Raw genomic sequence first — 23,036 nt, 5'->3', positions numbered from 1 at the left:
GTGTTCTCCGAATGAATTGGTTCCGTCTGTTCCGCCGTGTCTGCCGGTGGCGCTCGGACGCGCCAGCCTTGGCGATGTGCATCGCCGGTGCGCATCTCCGGCGGGCGCCAGCGCGCCGAAGTTGGCGAAAGCTGGCTGTTGCTCAGTCTAGCAAGTTCGTCAGGCCGTGTTCCGGGAAATTGATCCCGGTCGCCGAGGCGATCGGCGGGCCGCGCGTGAAGTCGGAGCCGGGGCAATTCGCGGTACAATGAATGCTCCGCCGCCAAGGGTTTCGTGCCGTGTTCGTGATCGCTCCCAGCATTCTTTCCGCCGACTTTGCACGCCTCGGCGATGAGGTCGGCCACGTCGTTGCTGCGGGTGCCGACTGGATTCATTTCGACGTGATGGACAATCATTACGTCCCCAACCTGACCATTGGCCCGCTTGTCTGTGCCGCAATCAGACCGCTGACCGCCGCCCCGATCGACGTTCACCTGATGGTCAAACCGGTCGATCGCATCGTTCCTGAATTCGCGCGCGCTGGCGCCAACCTGATCAGCTTCCATCCGGAAGCGTCCGAACACGTTGACCGAAGCTTGTCGCTGATCCGCGAAAATGGATGCCACGCCGGCCTCGTTTTCAACCCGGCGACGCCACTGGCCTACATGGATCACGTCATGGACAAGCTCGACCTGGTTCTGCTGATGAGCGTCAACCCGGGTTTCGGTGGGCAGACCTTCATCCCGTCTATGCTCGCCAAGCTGCGCGCTGCGCGCCGCCGGATCGACCGTTACGCGCGCGCCAGTGGGCGCCGGATTCGCCTGCAGATCGATGGCGGGGTCAAGGTCGAGAACATCGGCGAGATTGCGCGGGCCGGAGCCGACACTTTCGTTGCCGGATCGGCCATTTTCGGTGCGGCGCGCGGCGATGACCCGAATCGTTACGACACCGTGATCGCTGCCCTGCGTGCCCAACTGGAGACGAGATGAGCTCCGCCATGCCGGCCCTGCGTGCCGTCCTGCTCGATCTTGACGGTACCTTGCTCGATACGGTGCCCGATCTGCATGCCGCGGCGAACTTGATGCTGGGCGACCTCGGGCGGCCTCCGCTGGCGGTCGACGACATCCGCAGCTACGTCGGGCGAGGCATTCCGAATCTGGTCAAGCGCATCCTGGCCGGCGGAAGGGAAGCCGCCGACGACCCGTCACCGCCGCCAGCGAATGCTCTGGCGAGTTTTCGGCACCACTACGCACAGGTCAACGGTCGGCAAAGCACGCTCTTTCCGGGGGTTCGCGAAGGTCTCGAAGCGTTTCGTGCGTTCGGCTTGCCGATGGGCGTCATCACCAACAAGGCTGAGGCCTTCACCCTGCCCTTGCTGCAGCACATGGGTCTGACGCCTTTCTTCGCGGTCATCGTCAGCGGCGACCTGCTGCCGCGCCCGAAACCCGACCCGATGCCCCTGCTGTGGGCGAGCGGTCGCCTCGGCGTTTCGCCGACGACCGTGCTGATGATCGGCGATTCGGTGCACGACTGGCATGCCGGGCGAGCAGCCGGTTGCCGGGTGTTTCTCGTCCCTTACGGCTATAACGAGGGGCGCGACGTGCGCGATCTGCCTTGCGACGGGATCGTTTCGTCGCTGCTCGAGGCTGCTCAACGCGTGACAGGCTACCCATGAACGATGCTTACTTCAACCGTCTGGCTGCCGAAGGCTATAACCGGATTCCGGTGACGCTGGAGACCTTCGCCGACCTCGACACACCGCTCTCGATCTACCTCAAGCTGGCCAATCGTCCGTACAGCTATCTGCTCGAATCGGTGCATGGCGGCGAGCGTTTCGGCCGCTACTCGATCATCGGCCTGGCCAGTCCGACGCGCCTTGTCGTCAACGGGCACCAGGTGCTCGTCCTCAACGGCAACCGGATCGCCGAGCGCGAGGACGATACCAATCCGCTCGAGTTCATCGGCAAGTTCATGAAGCGCTTTCGGGCCGCACCGACGACGGGTCTGCCGCGTTTCTGCGGCGGTCTGGTCGGCTGTTTCGGCTACGACACCGTGCGCTACATCGAAACCCGCCTGACGCGTTCGCTGAAGCCCGACGACCTGGGGATTCCGGACATCGTTCTGTTGCTCTCGGAAGAGATTGCCGTGGTCGATAATCTGTCCGGCAAGCTGACGCTCGTGGTGTACGCTGAGCCCGGCGTCCCGGGCGCGCAGCAGAAGGCGCAGGCCAGATTACGCGAGTTGCTGGGTCAGTTGCGCGAGCCTGCGCGGATTCCACTGGAAACACCGCAATCGTCACAGCCGGCGGTGTCGATGTTCGGTGAAACGCAGTTCAAACAGGCGGTGAGCCGGGCCAAGCGCTACATCACGGAAGGCGACATCATGCAGGTCGTGCTGTCGCAGCGCATGAGCAAGCCGCTCACCGCCAGCCCATTGGCGGTCTATCGCTCGCTACGCTCGCTCAACCCGTCACCGTACATGTTCTTTTTCGACTTCGAGGATTTCCATGTCGTTGGCGCCTCGCCGGAGATCCTGGTTCGTCTCGACGGCGATACGGTGACCGTCCGCCCGATCGCCGGCACGCGTCGGCGTGGCGTTTCTTACGACGAAGATCAGACGCTGGCCGCCGAGTTGCTGGCCGACGAGAAGGAGCGCGCCGAGCATGTCCAGTTGCTCGATCTCGGGCGCAACGACGCTGGGCGCGTGGCGCGCGTCGGAACGATCAAGGTCACCGAGCACATGATCGTCGAGCGTTACTCACATGTCATGCACATCGTGTCGAACGTCGAGGCGCGCTTGCGCCCCGAGCTGGGCGCTCTCGACGTGCTCAAGGCGACCTTTCCGGCGGGCACCGTGTCGGGTGCGCCGAAAGTGCGCGCGATGGAGATCATCGACGAACTCGAACCGCTCAAGCGTGGCCTCTACGCGGGCGCTGTGGGTTATCTCGGCTTCAACGGCGACATGGACCTGGCGATCGCCATCCGGACGGCCATCGTCAAGGATGGCCAGTTGCACGTGCAGGCAGGCGCGGGCATCGTTGCCGATTCGGACCCGGCGGCCGAGTGGCAGGAGACGCAGAACAAGGCGCGCGCCGTCCTGCATGCTGCGGAACTCGCCGAGCACGGGCTCGATACGCGCTGTTGAAGCACATGGTGCGCGCCTGACCATCGTCGCCGGCCGCCAAGTGGAAGCACCACATTTCGTGCGTGAGGTTTCCGAATGCTGATCTGGTTCATCGTCATCTATCTGATGGTTTCGATCGGCATTGGCCTGTATGCGGCGACTCGGGTGCATAGCGCGAAAGATTTCGCAGTTGCCGGCCGCAGCTTGCCGCTGCCGGTGGTGACCGCCACCGTTTTTGCAACCTGGTTCGGTGCCGAAGCGGTTTTCGGTGTGTCGGCAACCTTCGTCAAGGACGGCTTGCGCGGTGTCGTCGCCGATCCCTTTGGCGCCAGCCTGTGCCTGGTGATCGCCGGCGTTTTCTATGGAACGACGCTCTACCGCCTGAATGTGCTCACGCTGGGAGACTTCTTCCGCTTGCGCTACGACCGCAGCGTCGAACTGCTGACCACGTTGTGCATCGTCGCTTCCTACCTCGGCTGGGTGTCGGCGCAAATCAAGGCGCTTGGCCTGGTCTTCAGCGTGGTCACCAACGGTACGGTCAGTGCGAACGCCGGAATGATTCTCGGCGCAGCGATCGTGCTTACCTACACGACCTTCGGCGGCATGTTTTCGGTCGCCATTCTCGACTTTGTGCAGATGACGGTGGTCATGGGCGGCATGGCTTACATCGGCTACCTGGTCAGCGGCATGACCGGCGGCGTCGAGACGGTCGTCCGGCAGGCAGCCGAGGCCGGCAAGCTCGATTTCTTCCCGAGCGGTGGGGCCGCCGAATGGCTGGCTTTTCTCGCTGCGTGGATGACGATGATGCTTGGCTCGATTCCGCAACAGGACGTCTTCCAGCGCATTACCTCGGCGCGTAGCGCGCGTATCGCGATCCAGGCGTCGCTGCTCGGCGGGGCGCTCTACTTCTGCTTTACCTTCATCCCGATGTTCATCGCCTACGCGGCCACGTTGATCGACCCAGAGCAGTTCAATCGCCTGATCGAGAGCGACTCGCAACTGGTGTTGCCGACGCTCGTCCTCGAACATACGCCGCTGCTTGCCCAGGCGGTTTTTTTTGGTGCCGTTCTCTCGGCGATCATGAGCTGCTCTTCGGCAACTCTGCTCGCGCCGTCGGTCGCGTTTTCGGAAAACGTCGTGCGCGGCTTCTTTCCGGCAGCCGGCGATCATGCTTTCCTGCGCATGATGCGCATCACGCTGGTCTGCTTTACCGGCATCGTCCTCGTCTTTGCGCTCAATTCGGAAGCGTCGATCTTCAAGATGGTGGAAAACGCCTACAAGGTCACCCTGGCCGGCGCTTTCGTTCCGCTGGTGTTCGGCGCCTACTGGCGACGCGCGACGACGCAAGGCGCCTTGGCTGCGATCGTGGGTGGCTTGGCGGCTTGGCTGCTTGCCGAGACGCTCGTCGAGCAGCCACTGGTTCCGGCGCAGCTCATCGGCCTGCTGGTCAGCATCGCCGGCATGCTGAGCGGGTCGCTCTTGCCGCAGCACATTGGCCGGGGAGCACCGGCAGGCGATCTTCATCACCGCTTGCATCACCATGCTGCGGCGCAAACGCACCATGCGGAAGCCCTGCATGACCACCGCAAGAGGTAGGCCGCGCGCCAAGTCCTGCGGCATTCCCGCCGGCGGGCGCCTGCGCCAACCTCGCCGCAAGCACTACAATGACGGCTTTTTGCGCTGCCTATCTGCCTGATGGCGTTCTTCCGCAGATCACACGAGATCCCGGTCAACAGCATGCCCGCTCGGCGCAGCCTGTCACCGGCGACGCGGCTGCCGCTCGCGCTTGCGCTCGCTTACGTCGTCGTGATCAGCTACGCCAGTCTGTACCCGCTGAGCGGCTGGCGCCACGTCGGGGTTCCGCCGCTGGCTTTTCTGAGCGCACCCTGGCCACGCTATTGGACCGTCTTCGATCTGTCGGTCAACGTCATCGCATACCTTCCGCTCGGCTTTCTTCTGGCGCTTTCCTTGCGCCGCCTACCTGGCCGGTGGAGCGCAGCGCTGGTTGCCGCGCTCCTCGGCGGGACGCTCAGTTTCAGCCTCGAGTGCCTGCAGAACTGGTTGCCGGCGCGCGTGCCGTCGAATCTCGATCTCGCCTGCAACAGCGTTGGCGCTGCTGTCGGAGCAATTATTGCCGTCTGGAACGGCAAGCGGATCTTCCGGCGGATCGCCCAGGTCCAGCAGGACTTGCTGGCGCAGGTTCCCTACGCTGAAGCGGGCCTGGTCCTGATCGGCTTCTGGCTGGTGTCGCAGTTGTCGCCGGAAACGCTACTCTTTGGTACCGGCGACCTGCGCCATGTACTTGGCCTGACGCCAGCCCTGCCTTACGCGGCATCGTCCTTCTTCGTTCTCGAAACCGGCGTCATTGCCTGCAACACCCTGAGTATCGGCTTGTTCGTCCGTACTATGTTGCTTGACCGTGCGCAGTCGTCGATGGTCGTGCTTGCCTTCTTTCTGCTCGCTCTGGCCATCAGGACACTCGCTGCGGCCGTCCTGGTGGCACCGGAAGACGCCTTTGCCTGGCTTACCCCGGGTGCCCAGATCGGTTTGCTGGTCGGCAGCGTGCTCCTCGCCATCGTGCTTTTTCTGCCGGCAGGAATCCGTGTTGCGCTGGCTGGCGTCGCCCTGATGGTGGGCACCGCGCTGGTCAACCTGGCGCCGCCCAACCCGTATTCGGAAGCCGCCCTTGCCGCCTGGCGGCAGGGGCATTTCCTCAACTTCAATGGATTGACCCGCTGGGCGGCGAGTTTGTGGCCTTTTCTCGCGCTGCCCTATCTCACCGTGCTCGGCCGGCGCTTGTAACGGGAATACGTTACAATCGACCGTCGTCGCTGGTTGCCGTAGCGAGCAAGGAGCATCGGTTCATGAGCCATTTCAAGTATCACGTCTTTTTCTGCTGCAATCAGCGTGGTGCAGGCGAAACCTGCTGCAATGACGCGGGAGCGACTGCGGCGCAGACCTATGCCAAGGACCGGGTCGCCGAGTTGCAACTGAAGGGTGCGGGCAAGGTTCGTATCAACAAGGCGGGCTGCATGGACCGCTGCGACGACGGCCCGGTCGTCGTCGTCTATCCGGAAGGCGTCTGGTACCGCTACGTTGATCATGAAGACATCGAAGAAATTATCCAGGAGCATCTGCTGCATGGGCGCGTCGTCGATCGCTTGCGCATCTGATTGCCCGGGCGCTGCTCGCTGTCGGGCGCCGGAGCTGGCGAAGGCACGCCGCGTGCAGAATTTGCGCGCCTGGCCATGAGACTGGCGCCCGAGCAGTTGCTGATCGACGGGCCGATCGGCAAGATCGAGATCACCGTGGAAAATCCCGGCGCGCCGCGCGGCATCGCGCTGGTGGCGCATCCGCATCCGCTCTTCGGCGGTGGCAATACCAACAAAGTTGTGCAGACCCTGGCTCGTACGTTCAACCACCTCGACTATGTCGCCTTGCGGCCGAATTTTCGTGGCGTCGGCCAGACCGCCGGCAAGCACGACGATGGCCAGGGCGAGTGCGACGATCTGCTGGCGGTCATTGCCGAAGCGAAATGTCGTTATGGCAACCTGCCGGTGGCGCTCGCCGGCTTTTCCTTTGGTGCCTACGTGCAGACGCGCGTGGCCGAAGCGCTCTGCGCGCTGGGCCACCCGGCGCAGCGCCTGGTTCTCGTCGGTACGGCCTCGGGTTTCGTCGAAGGTGCACGGCTCTACCAGACGCGCGCGGTTCCTTCCGACACCATCGTTATCCACGGGTCGGAGGACACCACCGTGCCGCTGGCGAATGTCATTGCCTGGGCGCGGCCGCTTGAGCTACCGGTGGTCGTCGTGCCGGGCGCCGACCACTTTTTCCATCGCCGGCTGCATGTCATTCGCGAGATCGTCAGCCGCGCCTGGCGGCATTGAGTTCAATGGCGGAGCAAGGGCGAAGAACCGGCAGTCACGCCGCGCCAGCGGGTAGAACTGCAGCGAACAACCGGCGCGGGAACGCCGGGGAGTAGAATCCATCCTGTGACTGCGTTGCTCGTTCTGACCAACTTGCCCGACCGTTCTATCGCCGAGGCGCTGGCGCAGGATCTCGTCGCGCAACGCTTGGCCGCCTGCGTAAATATCCTCGCCGGGTGCCGGTCGGTCTACCGCTGGCAGGAAACGATCGAGGCCAGCGATGAAGTGCCCTTGCTGATCAAGACGACCAGCGAGCGCTACCCGGCACTCGAAGCGGCGATCCTTGCCCGCCATCCGTACGAACTCCCGGAAGTGATCGCTTGGCCGATTGCGCACGGCTTGCCGGGCTATCTCGCCTGGGTCGCCGACGAAGTATCGCAGGGTGACTGATTGGCCAAGGCTGTCGTGATTCGCTGGTTGCTTTCCTTGCTGTTGTTTCTTGCCCTGAGCGGGCAGGCGGATGAGTTTCTTGATCCGGCCGTCGCCTTTCGGCCAACGGCACGCGCGGTCGACGAGCGCACGATCGAGGTTCGCTTTGCCATCGCCAAAGGCTATTACCTGTACCGCGACAAGTTTCGCTTCGCGCTCGACCCGACGAGTGTGCCGTTCGAGCCACCGACCTTGCCACCCGGCAAGGCAAAGGATGACGAAACCTTCGGCAGGGTCGAGGTGTACTACGACGAAGTGCTCTTTCGGTTGCCGGTCACGCGGACCAGTTTCGGGTCGTTGCCGCTGACGCTGAAGCTCAGCTCGCAAGGCTGTGCCGACGCCGGCGTCTGCTATCCGCCACAGCAGCACAGACTGACCGTGCAACTACCGGACGCCGTCGTCGAAGGCTCACCGTCCGCTGGTGGCACCGATCGACGCCCGATGAACGACGAGTCGGGCCGCATTGCGCGCCTCTTTCAGCACGCCGGTTTCTGGCTGCTCGCTGCCAGTTTCTTCGGATTCGGCCTCTTGCTGTCGCTGACCCCTTGTGTTTTCCCGATGATTCCGATCGTTTCGAGCATCATCGTCGGTGCTGGGCGCGACGGACACGGTGTTTCGCATCTGCGCGGCTTTTCACTATCGCTCGCCTACGTCCTGGGAATGGCGCTGACCTACGCCGTCGCCGGCGTTCTTGCTGGTTTGAGCGGAACACTGTTGTCGTCGGCGCTGCAGAATCCATGGGTCATCGGCAGTTTCGCCGCCATCTTCGTCGTGCTCGCGTTGTCGATGTTCGGCTTTTTCGAACTGCAGTTGCCGACCTTCGTGCAGAGCAAGGTGTCGGACGAGGCGCGTCAGTTACGCGGTGGTTCCCTCCCCGGGGTGGCCTTGATGGGTGCGCTGTCGGCGGTCATCGTCGGCCCCTGCGTCGCTGCGCCGCTGGCCGGCGCGCTACTCTACATTGGTCAGACCGGCGACGCCCTGCTCGGTGGTGCGGCTCTGTTTGCGATGGGCCTGGGAATGGGCGCGCCGCTGCTGGCGGTCGGCGTGTCCGCTGGCACGCTGCTGCCGAAGTCGGGGGCGTGGATGGAAGCGATCAAGAAGACCTTCGGCGTGATCCTTCTGGCCACCGCGCTGTGGCTGGTCTCGCCGCTGCTGCCCGGGGTGGCCGGCATGCTGGCCTGGGCCTTGCTACTGATCGTCTCCGCCAGCTATCTGCATGCGCTCGACCCGCTTCCGGTGCATGCCCGGGGTTGGCAGCGCTTCTGGAAGGGAATCGGCATCGTCCTGCTGCTGTGTGGCGCGGCCCTGTTGCTTGGTGCTCTGGCCGGCTCGCGCGATCCGTTGCAGCCGCTCTCGGTGCTGCGCAATGGTGCTTCCGGTGGCGAGACGCGTCCCCTGCCTTTCGTCCGCGTCGGCTCGGTCGATGAAGTGGCGGCGCGGGTCAAGTCGGCGCAGCGGCCGGTGATGCTCGATTTCTACGCCGATTGGTGTGTCACCTGCAAGGAAATGGAGCGGACGACGTTTGCCGATCCGCGCGTGCAGGCCGAACTCGCCCGGTGGACGCTGCTGCAAGCCGACGTGACCCGCAACTCGGAGCAGGATCAGGCGTTGCTGCAGCGTTTCAAGGTCTATGGCCCGCCGGCGATCATCTTCTTCGACCGTTCCGGCAAGGAGATCGAAGGCGTCCGCATCGTTGGCCTGCAGGGTGCCGACGAGTTTCTCGGCTTGCTGGCAAGTCTGCGCGAGTAGCGCCGCCTTTTCTCACCAGTTGCGGAAGATCTCCTCGGCAGCCGCCACGGTTGCGGCAATGTCGGCTTCGCCGTGGGCAGCCGAGACGAAGCCGGCTTCGAAGGCAGACGGCGCGAAGTAGTGTCCGGCCGCCAGCATGGCATGGAAGAAGCGCTTGAATGCCGCCTGATCGCTATCCAGCGCCTCGGCGTAGGTTTGCGGACATTCGGCGCGAAAGTACAGCCCGAACATGCCGCCGATGGCCTGCGCCGAAAAAGGGATGCCCGCGCGTCGGGCGGCAGCCGACAAGCCGTCTACGAGTTGCCCGGTACGCTGTGCCAGGCGTTCGTAAAAGCCATCCTCACCACACACTAGCTTGAGTGTCGCCAGGCCGGCCGCGACCGCTACCGGGTTACCCGACAAGGTGCCTGCCTGGTATACCGAACCCAGCGGCGCCACCTTGGCCATCACCTCGCGCCGGCCGCCAAAGGCGCCGACCGGCATCCCACCACCAATGACCTTGCCGAGCGTCGTCAAGTCCGGCGTGATCCCGTAGAGGCCCTGCGCACCTTGTGCACCGACGCGAAAACCGGTCATCACTTCGTCGAAAATGAGCAGCGCGCCGTGCTCGCTGCACAACTCGCGCAATGCGCGCAGGAAGTCGGGACGCGGCGCGATCAGGTTCATGTTGCCGGCGACCGGTTCGACGATCACGCCCGCGATCTGGCTGCCACGCTCGGCAAAGCTTGCCGCGAGTCCGGCGAGGTCGTTGTAGTCGAGTACCAGCGTGTGTTTGACGAGATCGCCCGGCACGCCACTCGAGCTCGGCGTGCCGAAGGTGAGCAGGCCGGAGCCAGCTTTCACCAGCAGGCTGTCCGAATGCCCGTGATAACAGCCTTCGAACTTGATCAGCAGGTCACGCCCGGTAAAGCCGCGCGCCAGACGGATGGCGCTCATCGTTGCTTCGGTTCCCGAACTGACCAGACGGACCATTTCGAGCGACGGTAGCGCGGCACACAGCAGTTCGGCCATTTCCACTTCGCTCTCGGTTGGCGCGCCAAACGACAAACTTCGAGTGGCGGCTGAACAAACGGCCTCGACGACGGCCGGATGAGCGTGGCCGAGAATCAACGGGCCCCACGAGCCGACATAGTCGATATAGCTTGTGCCGTCGGCGTCGATCACGCGCGGGCCACGACCCTCGGCGAGAAAACGCGGTATGCCGCCGACCGAACGGAAAGCGCGCACCGGAGAATTGACGCCGCCGGGGATATGCTCCTGAGCGCGTTCGAAGAGCTTCTGATTACGGGAAGTCACGGCAGGTATCCTTGAACAGATGTTGGTAGGCAGCGGCCCGTTCCCGCACCTCAGGTGCCGCGAAGAGATCGCTGATTACGGCCAGCAGGTCGGCGCCGGCCGCGAGCAGGCTGGGCGCATTTTCCAGCGTGATGCCGCCGATGGCACAGACCGTGGTGGCGAACTCCTGCCGGCACTGGGCGAACAGCGACAACTCGGCGCGCACGGCGAGCGGTTTTGTCGCCGACGGGAAAACCGCACCGAAGGCGAAATAATCCGCTCCCGCGCGGACTGCCTGGCGTGCCAGCTCGATATCCGCATAGCACGAGACGCCGAGCAGCCGCTCAGGCCCGAGGCGTCGGCGGGCAGCGCACCAATCGCCGTCGTCGCTGCCAAGGTGTACGCCATCGGCGTCTACCGCGAGCGCGAGATCGAGATCGTCGTTGATCAGCAGCGGGGTGCCAAACTCGTGACAGAGTGCGCGCAGGGCGGACGCGGTCGTCTGGCGCTCGCTGCCACTCGTCAGCTTGTCGCGATATTGAACCAACACGGCGCCGCCGGCCAAGGCCGCGCGTACGTGCAGAAGAAGATCTGCCCGCGTCAGCCCTTCGGGCGTGATTGCGTAGAGGCCACGCAAGGCGCGCCGGCCGGCTGCGATCATCGCTCGCCGACCATCGGCGCACTGCTGGCAAAGAAGCGATTCGGGATATGCTGGCCGCGTCCCGGACGAAAGCCAGCCGCCAGCGTCCGCCAGGTGTACGCCTGCGCCAGGTACACCGCGTCGACCACCGACGAGCCGCGGCCGAGAAACGCGGCAATGGCAGAGGCCAGCGTGCAGCCCGAGCCATGGTAGCTGTCCGCCAGGCGGGGCCAGCAATCGCGCCGAAGCAGGCCGTGCCCACGGCGAAAAAGCGTGTTTTCAACCTGCTCAGTGGTAGCGTGCGTTCCGGTCAACAGAACATACTCGCAGCCACTGGTCAGCAGGTGCTGCGCTTGCGCCGGGCCGCCTGACGGCTCCTCATTCAGAACCGTTCTGGCCAAGCGCTTGGCCTCGAGCGTGTTCGGGGTGAGCAGCGTAGCCAGCGGGAAAAGTTGATCGAACAGCGCATCAATTGTTTTTTCGTCGGCCAGCGGGTCGCCCCGGCCCGAGGCGAGAACCGGGTCGACGACCACTGGTACATGTGGGTGTTCGGCGAGCACGCGGGCGATCGCTGCGATGTTGTCGACGCTGCCGGTCAGGCCGACCTTGCAGGCGGCGACCGGCATGTCCATCAGCAGCCCGCGTGCCTGCTGTTCGACGTACGCTGGATCAACCGGCAGCAGGTGGCTGACGCCGACGGTATCCTGTACCGTCAGCGCAGTGATGACCGAGAGCGGATGGCAGCCGAGTGTGCCGATCGTCAGGAGGTCGGCTTGCAGACCCGCACCGCCGGAGGGATCACTGGCGGCAAAGCTGAGAACGAGCGGCGGCGTGCGTTTGTCAAAGCGCTCATCCATGCGCCACGGGCTACCTGCGAAGAAATTGCTAGTGTCTAAGAAATAAAGACTTGGCAGTGGGTCAGCGCATTAGCTAGAATCCGTCCAAGTTCTCCGCGATTCTAACCGAAAACCGGGGTTGGTTCCGCCCATGGCATCGGGGGTGCCGGCGCCCACGGGATGATCAGTGGCTGGCGGTGTGCTCCGGCTCGCGATGGATCCACCGCCGGCCGGAAGCCCCGGGCTGCCGCCAGCGAGACGACGACCAGCCCAGCAGTTTGCGGCGAGCGCGAGCGCATGCTTGCGGAAGGCATAATGGACGTATTGGCAAGACAATGCGGTATAGTAACGGGTCGTCGGAGTCGGCGGCCGCCCGTGGTGGCTTCCGACAGCACGGGCAAGCCTGGTCGGACGGCGATCAGGGATATCAATGGAGGATGCACTTGACTGAAGCTGCTGACCTGCGCGGAATCAAGGTCATGGTTGTCGACGACAGCAATACGATCCGGCGCAGCGCCGAGATATTCCTCGTGCAGGCTGGCTGTCAGGTGCTGCTTGCCGAGGACGGCTTTGACGCCTTGGCGAAGATTGCCGATCATCAGCCGGCGGTCATCTTCTGCGACATCCTGATGCCGCGTCTCGACGGTTACCAGACGTGCGCCCTGATCAAGAAGAACCAGCGTTTTCGGGCAACCCCGGTCATCATGCTGTCGTCGAAAGACGGCTTGTTCGATCGTGCACGCGGTCGAATGGTTGGCTCAGACCACTACCTTACCAAACCGTTCACCAAGGAAAGCCTGTTGAAGGCGGTAGCCGCGTATGCCCTGCCGGCTAGCTGAGCCGGCGCGGCAATCCCGACAGGCACGCGAAGAGGCAAGAACAGCTCATGACCATCAAGAAAATCCTCGTTGTCGATGATTCGCCGACCGAGCGCCATGTCATGAAGACCCTGCTGACCGGTAGCGGTTATGAGGTGATTACAGCGGAAAGTGGCGAGGAGGCCATTGCCAAAGCAAAGAGCGAGCTGCCCGATCTGGTGTTGATGGACATCGTCATGCCGGGTCTCAACGGTTACCAGGCGACCCGCACGCTCAGTCGCGACCAGGTGACCAGAAACATCCCAATCATCGTGTGTACGACGAAAGGTCAGGAAACCGACCGGATTTGGGGACTGCGCCAGGGCGCCCATGACTACCTGGTCAAGCCGGTCAACGGTCAGGAGTTGCTGGCCAAGATTGCTGCGTTGTAGCAGAGCGAGCAAAGGATGGCCAAGAAGATCAGTCTGCACGAGTTCCAGTCATACCTCGCGGCACGACTGGCGGGTAGCACGGCCGAGAAGTCGGCCGGACTCCTCGGAGTTCAGGCGGGTTCCGATTACTGGTTGCTCGATCTCGCAGATTCGGGCGAGATCGTACCGCTGACCCCGTTGACCGCTGTACCGCTGACCAAGCCTTGGTTTGCCGGGATTGCCAATATACGTGGCAGCCTTTATTCGGTGATCGACCTGTCGGCATTTCTTGGTAACGAGGCGACGCCGAAGAACGCAACGTCCCGTCTATTGTTGATCGGTACCCGCTATGGTACCAATGCCGCCTTGCTGGTGACCCGCATGGTCGGCCTGCGTTATGTTGAAGCGTTGACCCCGCAGGCGCCCGACGGACGAGTGCCGGCATGGGCGCGAGAAGCGTACACCGACAACGAGGGGCGTCACTGGAAGAAGATCAAGGTGCGCGAGTTGCTCAGCGACGGGGCGTTCATGGACATTGGCGTTTGAGGCGCTTTCACTCTCATATCGAGTGAGGCGCTTTCGTATCAAGCAAGACTTGTCGACAGCTATTCACGCCGTCGAGGCAGCGTAAACGGAGAAGCAAAATGACGATCAAGACTAAGCTGTCGGCGTTCTTGTCGCGAGTGACAGGGTCGGGCAGCGAGACCTCTTCAGCTCGTACGGTCATGGAATCGGGTCAGCCCGAAGGAAAGGGAGAGGCGGCGCATTTACCCGCCTTTCTTCGGCAGTATCCGATCGGTCAGCAAATGCAGATCCTCGGGGCGTGTCTGTTGTTCGTCGTGCTGATCATCGCTGTCGTCGTTTTCCGGGACAGTAGCCAGGCAAGCAATGGCACGGCCTACGTCGCCGCTGCGGGCGAGATGCGCATGTTGTCGCAAAGGCTGGCGAAGGCATCGAGCCTGGCGCTGCTCGGCGATGCCAATGCATTTCAGCAACTGAAGGATTCGCGCGAAGGCTTTGCCACCAATCTCGATCGGCTGACCAATGGTGGTCAGGTCGCGGGGACGACGGTTCCGGCGTCTCCGGACAGCGTTCAGCCGCAACTGCAGGCCTTGACGCAAACCTGGGACAAGACCGACAAGAATGCTGCACGTCTGCTTGAAATGGAGAAAAACCTGATTTCCCTGGGCAAGGATGTCGCTTCGATCAACGAGAAAAACCCGCAGTTGCTCGAGGTTGCGGAACAGGTGGCCGCGCTCAAGATGCAGAACAGCTCCGGGTTACGCGAGATTGCCGCTGCCAGCCAATTGGTGATGCTGACCCAAAGGATCGCCAAGAACGCCAGCGCGCTGCTGGTCGGCGACGCGATTGACCCGGAGATCGCCTTCCTGCTCGGCAAGGATACGAACACCTTCCGCGATACCTTGCGGGCGCTGAGCAAGGGGAGCGATCAACTGCGCATCGCGGCGGCGACCGACAACGAGACCAAGCAAAAACTCAACGAACTCGATGCGCGCTTTACCGAGTACCGCACAGCCGTCAGCGGCATTCTCGCCAACATGCAGAAGCTGGTGATCGCCAAACAGGCCGGCTCGCAGATTTTCCGTGATAGCGAAGAGCTGCTGCAAATGACCGATCAGCTTGCCCAGGCCTACCAGGGCAGCCTCGGGCAACGCGCGGCCTATGCCATCAGTCTGCTGGTCCTGATTCTCGTAGCCTTGCTGCTGCTCTATCTGATCGCGCGCACCTATCTCGCCGAGAACCAGCGGCAAGCCGAGAAAGCCGAGCAAAGTCGGCAAGCCAGCGAACTCCTCAATCGTCAGAATCAGGGTGCGATCCTGCGCCTGATGAACGAACTCGGTGACCTCGCCGACGGCGACCTGACCGTCACTGCAACCGTTTCCGAGGATATCACCGGCGCTATTGCCGACTCGATCAACTACACGATCGAAGAGTTGCGCGTCCTTGTCGGGCGAATCAACGACGCGGCTGGGCGGGTTACCGTGGCGACCGGGATCGCCCAGCAGACCTCTGCCGAGCTGCTGGCCGCAGCCGAGCGTCAGGCGGCCGAGATCAAGGGTGCTGGCCAATCGGCGCTGGCCATGGCGACTTCGATGACCAACGTTTCGGATGATGCCAAGCAGTCAGCGACCGTCGCTCGTCAGTCGCTCACGGCGGCCGAGAAAGGCACCAAAGCGGTCACCGACTCGATCAAGGGAATGAACAAGATTCGCGACCAGATTCAGGAAACCTCGAAGCGGATCAAGCGGCTCGGGGAATCGTCGCAGGAGATTGGCGAAATCGTCGAACTGATTTCGGACATTACCGAGCAAACCAACGTTCTCGCCCTGAACGCGGCTATTCAGGCGGCATCAGCCGGCGAGGCTGGACGCGGGTTTACCGTGGTTGCCGAGGAAGTGCAGCGCCTGGCCGAGCGCTCGGGCGAAGCGACCAAGCAGATTGGTGCGATTGTCAGGACGATTCAGAACGATACCCAGGACACGGTTTCGGCGATGGAGGAGTCGACGCGCGAAGTTGTCGTTGGCGCACGCCTGTCGGATGCTGCCGGACAGGCGCTGGCCGAGATCGAAAAGGTGTCCCGTGAACTCACCGAACTGATCGACACGATTTCCGCAGCGACGCGACAGCAAGCCGAATCGGCCACCAAGGTTGCACGCAAGATGCAGGAGATCCTGCTGGTTACCGGACAGACGACGGCCGGCACGCAGAAGACGGCGGCGGCAATTGGCGAGCTGGCCGGTCTCGCGACCGAACTCAAGGGATCGGTGGCTGGCTTCAAGGTGTCCTGATCTAGCTCCCAGGAAGCCGGAACGGAGGGACTGCGCGAAATGAATTCCCCGACGGACTTCGATATCGGCCCACTCGCCTGGGTCAAGAGCGAGATTGACCTCGCACTGCAGCGTGCTGATGACGCCTTGAAGGAGTTCCTTGCGGGATCGGCGCAAGGGCGAAGTGACCGCACGCAGTTGCGCTTCAGTCGCACGCATCTGCACCAGGTGCATGGTGCGCTGACCATTGTCGGCCTGGACGGCGTGACGCAATTTGCCGACGCGCTGGAGTCCCTGCTGGAGACCGCGGAATTGCAGCCAGCGGTGCCCGAGGGGGCGGTCATTGCGCTTGCGCAGCGCGCTTTGGCGGCGATCGGCCACTTTCTCGACGACCTGGTCGACGGACAGCCGAACCAGCCGCTGCGCTTGCTGCCGCTGTACCGCGAGATCCAGTTGGCGCGTGGCGAGGCGCGGGTTGCGCCCACCGACCTCTTTTTCCCCAACCTGCGCGTGCGTCCGCCGCGCCGCAGCGGCCCGCCGCTTCGTCTCGGTCGCAGCGACCTGCAGAACCACTTGCGGCAGCAGCGGGCTCACTTTCAGCGTGGTTTGCTCAGTTGGTTGCGGGCTCCGCTGGAAGCGGCCGGCGTGCAGGAGATGCGGGCTGCGGTCAAACATGTCGAAGCGGTGCAGGAAACGCCGTCCGCCCGCTCGTTCTGGTGGATCGCTGGCGCTTTCATGGGTGCGCTTGCCGAGCGCTCGCTCGCGCAGGACGCCGAGACGAGGCAACTATGCACGCGCATTGACTTGCAGATGCGCCGTTTGCTCGAGGGATCGAAAAACGTTGCCGAGCGATTGATGCGCGACGCCCTCTACCTTGTCGCGATTGCTGATAGCAAGGACCGGGCCGTTCGCAGGGTCAAGGAAGCTTACCAGTTGGCGCCGCTGCTGCCAGCGCCGGCAGCATCGCCGCCGGTGGCTGCGGAGGCTCTGCGCCGCTCGTTGCGTGACGCGATCGCCGCCAGCGAGGAGAGCTGGAACCGATTCTGTGCCGGGATTGTGCAGGCGCTGCCGACCTTCAAGAGCAATGTCGGGACGCTCGCGGCACTGGTCGAGGATCTCGGGCAAGCCGACTTTCGTCGCTTGGTCGAGATACTTTCGCGCGTCGCCGGGATACTGAATCACGACCCGACACGGCATACGGACGCTTTGGCGATGGAGGTGGCGACGGCCATTCTTCTTGCTCAACACGCCCTGGAAAACATGCAACACCTGGAGCAGAGTTTCGGCCACCAGGTAAGCGTCATGATCGAGCGGATCCATGATTGCCTGACGGGCACGCCTCCGCCGCCAGAATCGGAGCATCCGTCGCTCGACGAAATGTCGCGTCGGGCCCAGGAAAAGCTGCTGACTGTTCAGGTTGCCAAGGAGATTCAAAGCAACCTTGCGCTGGTCGAACAGGTGCTCGACGCCTTCTTCCGTGACCCGGAAAAACGCGTCGAGCTTAAGGGTCTCGAAGGACCGCTGCATCAGGTCGCGGGTGCCCTGACCATGATGCGTCATGACGACGCGGTCGCCGTTCTTCAGGCGTGCGCGACTCAGATCAGGGCGTTTGCCGAGGCGGCTACACGACCGCCCGAGGATGAATTCGAGCGTGTCGCCGAACAACTGTCGCTGATTGGCTTCTTTGTCGATGCCTTGCAGCATGGCGCGACGAGCTTTGCCACGTTTGTTGACCGCCTGCGCGCAGAGCCCAGCAAGGCGGCTAGCGAATTGGCCGAGGCTACGGTCGAGCAGGAGGTCGAACAACAGAAGATCGAGGCGCATGCGCTCCTGGTTGCGCTGCGCGAGCAGCCGAGCGATGCCGAACTTCGCCAGGAAATCCGGCAGAACCTCACCGCGCTGCAAAAGGACGCCGATCTGGTAGCAGACAGCGAACTCGGCCAGCAAACCAAGCAGGTGCTTTCCGCCCTGGCGGCCGGCGGCGATGCCGCCGAGCAGATCGACGAAGCGATGGCGACGCTCAAGCCGGCGGCTCAGCTCGCCCCGGAACCTTCGGCCAAGACGGTGATGCTGGCCCAGGCGAGCACCGAGGAAGTCGACGCTGAACTGCTCGAGATCTTTCTCGACGAGGGCGATGAAGTTTTGGTCAGCATCAAGCGCGATCTGCAGGCTCTGCGTAAGCACCCGCACGATGTCGAGGTCTTGACTTCGATACGCCGCTCGGTCCATACCTTGAAGGGCAGCGGCCGGATGGTCGGCCTGCGTGACCTGGGCGAAGTTGCGTGGTCGGTCGAACAAGTGCTCAATCTCTGGCTGCGTCAGGAAAGCGAAGTCAACGCGCCGATTTTCGATCTAGTGGGCCAGTCGTACGCGGTTTTCCTCGCTTGGGTCGACCATCTGAAGACCGGACGCGGCCAAGCGCCCGACGCAAGCGGTGTGACCAGTCTGGCGGCAAGCCTGATTGGCGGGGCCGATACTACTCCTGCCTTGCCGTCCGCTGCGGCGACAGAAGCGCCGGCTGTTCACCTTGAACCGGCGAGTGCGGCAGTCGAGGCTACGGCAGACGCTGCGGTGACTGACGTCAGGCGAGTGCCGCTGGCCGAGGAGCGGCAGTTCGACACGGGTGGCGAGGCGGAGTTTTCGCTTCCGCCGTCTTTGGCCGAAATCTTCAACGACGAAGCGAAGACGCATCTGGCCACGCTGCAAGCCGAGTTCTCGGCACTGGCTGCCGACCCTCTGGCGCCGACGACGAACGAGATGTATCGTGCCGCGCACACGCTGGCCAGCATCGCCGGAACCGTCGGCTTCCCAGCGGTGAATCGCTTGGGGCGAGCTCTGGAAATGGCGCTCCAGCGGCGCAACTCGACGGCGCACCCGGGCAACTTCGAAGCGCTTGAGGTAGTCCGCCAGACAATCGACGAATTGGCCTTGATGCTGGTGGCAATCGCCGGCCGACGGCAACCGCAGCCGGCGAACAGCCTGGTCGAGCGGCTGTCGGCGCTTTATCCGGAGGAGCGCGAAAAGCCGGTGCCCGCCGGGGTCGCTACCGAGGTCAGCGCGTCGCCAGCGATTGTCGAGTTGCCGGCCGCCGTTCCGGCTGCTGCTGCGTTCGCCAGCGCCAGTGATGGGCAGGCGCTACGCGACGAACTGGACGAGCAACTGCTGCCTCTGTTCATCGACGAAGCCTTGGATCTGGCGCAGCGGATCACGCAACAACTGCTTGCCTGGCGGGAAGAACCGGCCAACCCCGAAGTCGTTCGCGGGCTCGCGCGGCTGTTCCATACGCTGAAGGGAAGTGCCCGCATGGCCGGGGCGATGAACCTCGGCCAAATGACGCACGCGATCGAAACACGCCTCATTGAGGCGCAGGCCGAAGGTCAGGCATCGGTCGAACTGATCGACGACGTCGATAACGCGTTTGATGCGATCGTACAGATCGTCGATAGCCTGCAGCGCGGTCAGGCAGCGCACACCCACCTGGATCTGGCTGGCGAGCCCGTTTCCGCAACACCGACCGCGCAGCCCGCGGCGCTCCATGACGCGACGGTGACGAGCGAGCCGGAACACGCCGTGAGTCTGCCCGAGTTTGCCGAAGGCGAGGGTGACAGTTCCGTGCAGCGCGCGAGCTTGCGTGTGCGCGCCGACCTGATCGATCGGCTGGTCAACGAAACAGGCGAACTGTCGATTGCTCGCTCGCGCATCGAAGGCGAGATGCGGGCGATCAAGGTTTCGCTGCTAGACCTGACCGAAAACGTCATCCGCCTGCGCCGACAGTTGCGCGATATCGAGATTCAGGCTGAGACGCAGATGCAGTCGCGTACCGCGCAAGCGGGTGAAGGGCGGGCTGACTTCGACCCGCTCGAGTTCGACCGCTTCACGCGCTTCCAGGAACTGACGCGGATGATGGCGGAATCGGTGAACGACGTCGCCACAGTCCAGCAGACGCTGTTGAAGAATCTTGACGATGCCAACGCTGCGATCCTGGCGCAGGCACGGCTCAACCGTGAAGTTCAACAGGAGCTGATGTCGATCCGGATGGTGCCCTTCGGCAGTATTGCCGATCGTCTCTATCGGATCGTGCGGCAGGCAGCCAAGGAACTGGGCAAGCGCGCGAACCTCGAGATTCGCGGGACACAGTTGGAACTCGACCGAACGGTGCTCGACAAGATGCTGGCCCCGCTCGAACACATGCTGCGCAATGCGGTTGCCCATGGGCTGGAAACGGCGCAAGTGCGTCGGGCGCGGGGCAAACCGGAGATCGGCGAGATCGCGCTGACCCTGACCCAGGAAGGCAACGAGATCATCCTCAATTTCTCCGACGACGGTGCTGGCCTCGACCTCGATGGCCTGCGTGCACGCGGCTTGGCAGCAGGCCTGCTGACCCGCGAGCAGGCGGCTGACGACGATCGGGTGGTTGACCTGATTTTTGTTCCCGGTGTGTCTACAGCCAGCGAACTGTCGCAGTTGTCGGGTCGCGGCATCGGCATGGATGTTCTGCGTAGCGAAGTCGCCAGTCTCGGTGGCCGTATCGAGGTGGCCTCCAGCGCCGGACAGGGGACCACCTTCCGCCTCTACCTTCCGCTTACGCTGGCGGTCACCAAGGCTTTGCTGGTGCGTTCGGGCAGCACGCAGTATGCGATTCCGTCGGCCATGATCGAGCAGGTTCTCGACCTCCGCGAGAAGGGTCTGGCGCGCATTCGTGATGGCAACTTCGCCGTCTGGGGAGAGAACCGCTACCCGTTCCACTACTTACCGCATTTGCTCGGCGACCTGCGGGCGCTTCCCGAAAGGCACGCGCGCTACTGGGTGCTGCTGCTGCGCAGCGGTACAAACAGGATCGCAACGCAGGTCGACGCGGTGGTTGGCAACCAGGAGATCGTCGTCAAGAACATTGGGCCGCAGCTTGCCCGGGTCATTGGCGTCGCTGGCGCAACCGTTCTTGGTAACGGGCAGGTTGTCCTGATTCTGAACCCGGTGGCCTTGGCCAGCCGGGTTCGCACACAGGCTGCGGTCTCGCCGGTACCGGTGCAGCACAAGGGAGAGGAGACTGCCGCGCAGGCTGGCGACTTGCCGACGGTGATGATCGTCGACGATTCGCTGACCGTGCGCAAGATCACCAGTCGTTTGCTGGCGCGTGAAGGTTACCAGGTGACGACCGCCAAGAACGGCGTTGAAGCGCTCGAGCAATTGACCAAGACGCTGCCGGACGTCATGCTGGTCGATATCGAAATGCCGCGTATGGACGGTTTCGAGCTGACGCGAAACATTCGTGCCGACAAGCGCCTGCGCAAGATCCCGATCATCATGATCACTTCACGCACGGCCGAGAAGCACCGGCAGTATGCGCTTGATCTGGGTGTCGATCATTATCTCGGCAAGCCCTATCAAGAGGATGAGCTTCTGCAATTGGTCGGCCAGCACGTCAAGGCGCGGCGCGATTCCTGACCACCGAATAGCGCGCCAGCGTGCGCTGGCGTGCCGTTTCATGGTCAACCAGCGGCTGGCGAATGGCGTCCCCGACGAAAGTTGCGCACGCAGCTTGTTCGGACTGAGACATGCGCCAAGGCGCGTGCAGATGCCGATCGGGAACCTTGCTCAACTCCGGAAGGTAGCGGCGAATGAATTTCCCGGCTGGGTCGAAGCGCTCGGACTGGGTCAGCGGGTTGAAGATGCGAAAATACGGCTGTGCATCACAGCCGGTCGAGGCTGCCCATTGCCACCCACCGTTATTGGCTGCCAGATCGAAGTCGTTCAGTTTGCTTGCGAAATAGGCTTCGCCGCGGCGCCAGTCGAGACCCAGATCCTTGCTCAGGAACGAAGCGACGAGCATGCGCAGGCGGTTGTGCATGTAGCCGGTCTGATTGAGTTGCCGCATCGCTGCGTCGACCAGTGGATAGCCGGTGCATCCGGTGCACCAGGCGGCGAATGCTTCGTCTGCCCACGTCCCCTGTTCCCAGCAGATGGCGTCGTACGCCGGCCGGAACGCACTCTCGGTGACATGCGGGAAGTGATCGAGAATCATGAAGTAGAAATCGCGCCAGATAAGCTCACCGAGCCAAGTGGCGGCTCCTCCGGCGGGATCGAGCAGCGCGCCGTGGGCGATTGCCTGCAGGACGAGATGACGAATCGAGACGGTGCCAAAGCGCAAATGTACGGACAGGTATGAAACGCCCTTGATGGCGGGAAAGTTCCTTTGTTCCGCGTAGCGCGCGATTCGTCCAAGAAAGTCATCCAGCAAGGTCTGCGCGCCGCTCATCCCGGTCGCCAGGCGTGGCGCACCGGGATCGCTGCTGCGGAAGCCGATCGCGTGCAGGGTCGGCACCTGGTCGGCCGCCGGGAGTGCGGCAAGTGCCCCGGTTGGCGGCTGGCCGGGCGTGGGCGGACGGTCTTCCGTCAGGCGGGCGAGCCAAGCTCTCCGGTACGGCGTAAACACGGTGTAGGGGTGGCCAGCACGATTCAGGATTTCTTCGCCATCAAACACCACCTGATCCTTGCACGAACGGAAGTCGATGCCAGCCCGACGCAGGGTCGCTGCGACGGCGGCGTCGCGCCGCTTGCTCAGCGGCTCGTAGTCACGGTTGACGAAGACGGCGGCAACGCCCAGTTCCTGCGCCAGGCGCGGGATTTCTTCGCGTGGCCAGCCGTGGCGCACGATCAGGCCGCCGCCACGCAAACGCAGAGCCTGATCGAGCTCGAGCAGCGAATCGCGGATGAACTCGACCCGCCGGTCAGCACGCTCGGGCAGGGCATCGAGAATCTCGCGGTCGAAGATGAACGCACAATGGACGCGCCGCGCTTGGCGGAGCGCCTCGTCGAGCGCGCCATGGTCTGTGTCGCGCAGATCGCGCCGGAACCAGACGAGAACCGAATCGAACATGGGTTGGCTTTGTCACCGCCGAAAGCGGCGATTGGAATTAGAATAGGAATATGGAGAGCATCAATTCAGATTTCCGGATCTCGGCGGGGTATTGAGGCAGAGCTCAGGAATTCGATGTGGCACGTTATTTGACCAGGCGAGAGGTTGCTCCTGGCATAATTTGGCACCTCACGTTGCGAAGGAGT

At 63.2% G+C, this 23,036-nt stretch carries 18 protein-coding genes; 14 read left to right on the top strand and 4 right to left on the bottom strand.

Annotated features, from left to right (window positions below; all coding sequences use genetic code 11):
* Positions 1–278 precede the first annotated feature (278 nt).
* The 9 genes from rpe (at position 279) to dsbD (ending at position 9,206) form a co-directional block, all read left to right on the top strand.
* Entirely contained in the window at positions 279–968 is a 690-nt protein-coding gene (gene rpe, locus Q1L59_RS12715; RefSeq protein ID WP_300332843.1) for a ribulose-phosphate 3-epimerase, read from the top strand.
* Positions 965–1,654, top strand: a complete 690-nt coding sequence (locus tag Q1L59_RS12710; protein ID WP_300332726.1) for a phosphoglycolate phosphatase — start codon at positions 965–967, stop codon at positions 1,652–1,654. The genes rpe and Q1L59_RS12710 overlap by 4 nt, the downstream gene beginning before the upstream one ends.
* The gene (gene trpE / locus Q1L59_RS12705; protein ID WP_300332724.1) at positions 1,651–3,123 is read left to right on the top strand and encodes an anthranilate synthase component I; all 1,473 of its coding nucleotides are present in this window, start codon (positions 1,651–1,653) and stop codon (positions 3,121–3,123) included. Before Q1L59_RS12710 ends, trpE begins: the two co-directional genes overlap by 4 nt.
* Positions 3,124–3,198: 75 nt before the next feature.
* Positions 3,199–4,698, top strand: a complete 1,500-nt coding sequence (locus Q1L59_RS12700) for a sodium:solute symporter family protein (RefSeq protein ID WP_300332723.1) — start codon at positions 3,199–3,201, stop codon at positions 4,696–4,698.
* A 141-nt stretch (positions 4,699–4,839) separates the two neighbouring features.
* Positions 4,840–5,904: a VanZ family protein gene (locus tag Q1L59_RS12695; RefSeq protein WP_300332721.1), complete on the top strand. Its 1,065-nt coding sequence runs from the start codon at positions 4,840–4,842 to the stop codon at positions 5,902–5,904.
* A gap of 62 nt (positions 5,905–5,966) precedes the next feature.
* Positions 5,967–6,275: an NAD(P)H-dependent oxidoreductase subunit E gene (locus tag Q1L59_RS12690; RefSeq protein ID WP_300332719.1), complete on the top strand. Its 309-nt coding sequence runs from the start codon at positions 5,967–5,969 to the stop codon at positions 6,273–6,275.
* Positions 6,276–6,350: 75 nt separating this feature from the next.
* Complete coding sequence (locus Q1L59_RS12685; RefSeq protein ID WP_300332717.1) at positions 6,351–6,989, top strand: alpha/beta hydrolase; 639 nt, start codon at positions 6,351–6,353, stop codon at positions 6,987–6,989.
* Positions 6,990–7,085: 96 nt separating this feature from the next.
* Positions 7,086–7,418, top strand: a complete 333-nt coding sequence (cutA, locus tag Q1L59_RS12680) for a divalent-cation tolerance protein CutA (protein ID WP_300332841.1) — start codon at positions 7,086–7,088, stop codon at positions 7,416–7,418.
* A complete protein-coding gene (gene dsbD / locus Q1L59_RS12675; protein ID WP_300332715.1) occupies positions 7,419–9,206 on the top strand; it encodes a protein-disulfide reductase DsbD in 1,788 nt (595 codons plus the stop codon). It begins immediately after the preceding gene.
* A gap of 12 nt (positions 9,207–9,218) precedes the next feature.
* Here dsbD and hemL read toward each other — a convergent pair whose 3' ends face one another.
* The 3 genes from hemL to Q1L59_RS12660 are packed head-to-tail and all read right to left on the bottom strand — an operon-like array spanning position 9,219 to position 11,978.
* Positions 9,219–10,502, bottom strand: a complete 1,284-nt coding sequence (hemL, locus tag Q1L59_RS12670) for a glutamate-1-semialdehyde 2,1-aminomutase (RefSeq protein ID WP_300332713.1) — start codon at positions 10,500–10,502, stop codon at positions 9,219–9,221.
* A complete protein-coding gene (gene thiE, locus Q1L59_RS12665) occupies positions 10,489–11,142 on the bottom strand; it encodes a thiamine phosphate synthase (protein WP_300332711.1) in 654 nt (217 codons plus the stop codon). Before thiE ends, hemL begins: the two co-directional genes overlap by 14 nt.
* Positions 11,139–11,978: a hydroxymethylpyrimidine/phosphomethylpyrimidine kinase gene (locus tag Q1L59_RS12660; protein WP_300332710.1), complete on the bottom strand. Its 840-nt coding sequence runs from the start codon at positions 11,976–11,978 to the stop codon at positions 11,139–11,141. Before Q1L59_RS12660 ends, thiE begins: the two co-directional genes overlap by 4 nt.
* 458 nt (positions 11,979–12,436) lie before the next feature.
* Between Q1L59_RS12660 and Q1L59_RS12655 the strand changes: the two genes are divergently transcribed.
* The 5 genes from Q1L59_RS12655 (at position 12,437) to Q1L59_RS12635 (ending at position 21,419) form a co-directional block, all read left to right on the top strand.
* Positions 12,437–12,796, top strand: coding sequence for a response regulator (locus tag Q1L59_RS12655; protein WP_300332839.1), 360 nt, complete (start codon positions 12,437–12,439; stop codon positions 12,794–12,796).
* Positions 12,797–12,843: 47 nt separating this feature from the next.
* Positions 12,844–13,206, top strand: a complete 363-nt coding sequence (locus Q1L59_RS12650; protein WP_300332709.1) for a response regulator — start codon at positions 12,844–12,846, stop codon at positions 13,204–13,206.
* Positions 13,207–13,221: 15 nt separating this feature from the next.
* Positions 13,222–13,731 carry a chemotaxis protein CheW gene (locus Q1L59_RS12645; RefSeq protein ID WP_300332707.1) on the top strand — a complete coding sequence of 170 codons (510 nt, stop codon included), beginning with the start codon at positions 13,222–13,224 and terminating at the stop codon, positions 13,729–13,731.
* Positions 13,732–13,829: 98 nt separating this feature from the next.
* On the top strand, positions 13,830–15,995 hold the full coding sequence (locus Q1L59_RS12640; protein WP_300332706.1) for a methyl-accepting chemotaxis protein: 2,166 nt from the start codon (positions 13,830–13,832) through the stop codon (positions 15,993–15,995).
* A 39-nt stretch (positions 15,996–16,034) separates the two neighbouring features.
* Complete coding sequence (locus Q1L59_RS12635) at positions 16,035–21,419, top strand: Hpt domain-containing protein (protein ID WP_300332704.1); 5,385 nt, start codon at positions 16,035–16,037, stop codon at positions 21,417–21,419.
* On the opposite strand, the gene Q1L59_RS12630 is transcribed toward Q1L59_RS12635, so the two are convergent.
* Complete coding sequence (locus Q1L59_RS12630; protein ID WP_300332702.1) at positions 21,397–22,851, bottom strand: deoxyribodipyrimidine photo-lyase; 1,455 nt, start codon at positions 22,849–22,851, stop codon at positions 21,397–21,399. The genes Q1L59_RS12635 and Q1L59_RS12630 overlap by 23 nt on opposite strands.
* Positions 22,852–23,036: the final 185 nt, after the last annotated feature.

Source organism: Accumulibacter sp., assembly GCF_029255125.1.
Taxonomy (GTDB): domain Bacteria; phylum Pseudomonadota; class Gammaproteobacteria; order Burkholderiales; family Rhodocyclaceae; genus Accumulibacter.
This window is presented reverse-complemented; position numbering and strand designations above follow the sequence as displayed.

What these genes read in the sequence shown, in the direction of transcription:
- Q1L59_RS12710 (WP_300332726.1), top strand. Translation starts at nt 965, where the DNA reads ATGAGCTCCGCCATGCCGGCCCTGCGTGCCGTCCTGCTCGATCTTGAC.
- trpE (WP_300332724.1), top strand. Translation starts at nt 1,651, where the DNA reads ATGAACGATGCTTACTTCAACCGTCTGGCTGCCGAAGGCTATAACCGG.
- Q1L59_RS12700 (WP_300332723.1), top strand. Translation starts at nt 3,199, where the DNA reads ATGCTGATCTGGTTCATCGTCATCTATCTGATGGTTTCGATCGGCATT.
- Q1L59_RS12695 (WP_300332721.1), top strand. Translation starts at nt 4,840, where the DNA reads ATGCCCGCTCGGCGCAGCCTGTCACCGGCGACGCGGCTGCCGCTCGCG.
- Q1L59_RS12690 (WP_300332719.1), top strand. Translation starts at nt 5,967, where the DNA reads ATGAGCCATTTCAAGTATCACGTCTTTTTCTGCTGCAATCAGCGTGGT.
- Q1L59_RS12685 (WP_300332717.1), top strand. Translation starts at nt 6,351, where the DNA reads ATGAGACTGGCGCCCGAGCAGTTGCTGATCGACGGGCCGATCGGCAAG.
- thiE (WP_300332711.1), bottom strand. Translation starts at nt 11,142, where the DNA reads ATGATCGCAGCCGGCCGGCGCGCCTTGCGTGGCCTCTACGCAATCACG.
- Q1L59_RS12660 (WP_300332710.1), bottom strand. Translation starts at nt 11,978, where the DNA reads ATGGATGAGCGCTTTGACAAACGCACGCCGCCGCTCGTTCTCAGCTTT.
- Q1L59_RS12655 (WP_300332839.1), top strand. Translation starts at nt 12,437, where the DNA reads ATGGTTGTCGACGACAGCAATACGATCCGGCGCAGCGCCGAGATATTC.
- Q1L59_RS12650 (WP_300332709.1), top strand. Translation starts at nt 12,844, where the DNA reads ATGACCATCAAGAAAATCCTCGTTGTCGATGATTCGCCGACCGAGCGC.
- Q1L59_RS12645 (WP_300332707.1), top strand. Translation starts at nt 13,222, where the DNA reads ATGGCCAAGAAGATCAGTCTGCACGAGTTCCAGTCATACCTCGCGGCA.
- Q1L59_RS12640 (WP_300332706.1), top strand. Translation starts at nt 13,830, where the DNA reads ATGACGATCAAGACTAAGCTGTCGGCGTTCTTGTCGCGAGTGACAGGG.
- Q1L59_RS12635 (WP_300332704.1), top strand. Translation starts at nt 16,035, where the DNA reads ATGAATTCCCCGACGGACTTCGATATCGGCCCACTCGCCTGGGTCAAG.
- Q1L59_RS12630 (WP_300332702.1), bottom strand. Translation starts at nt 22,851, where the DNA reads ATGTTCGATTCGGTTCTCGTCTGGTTCCGGCGCGATCTGCGCGACACA.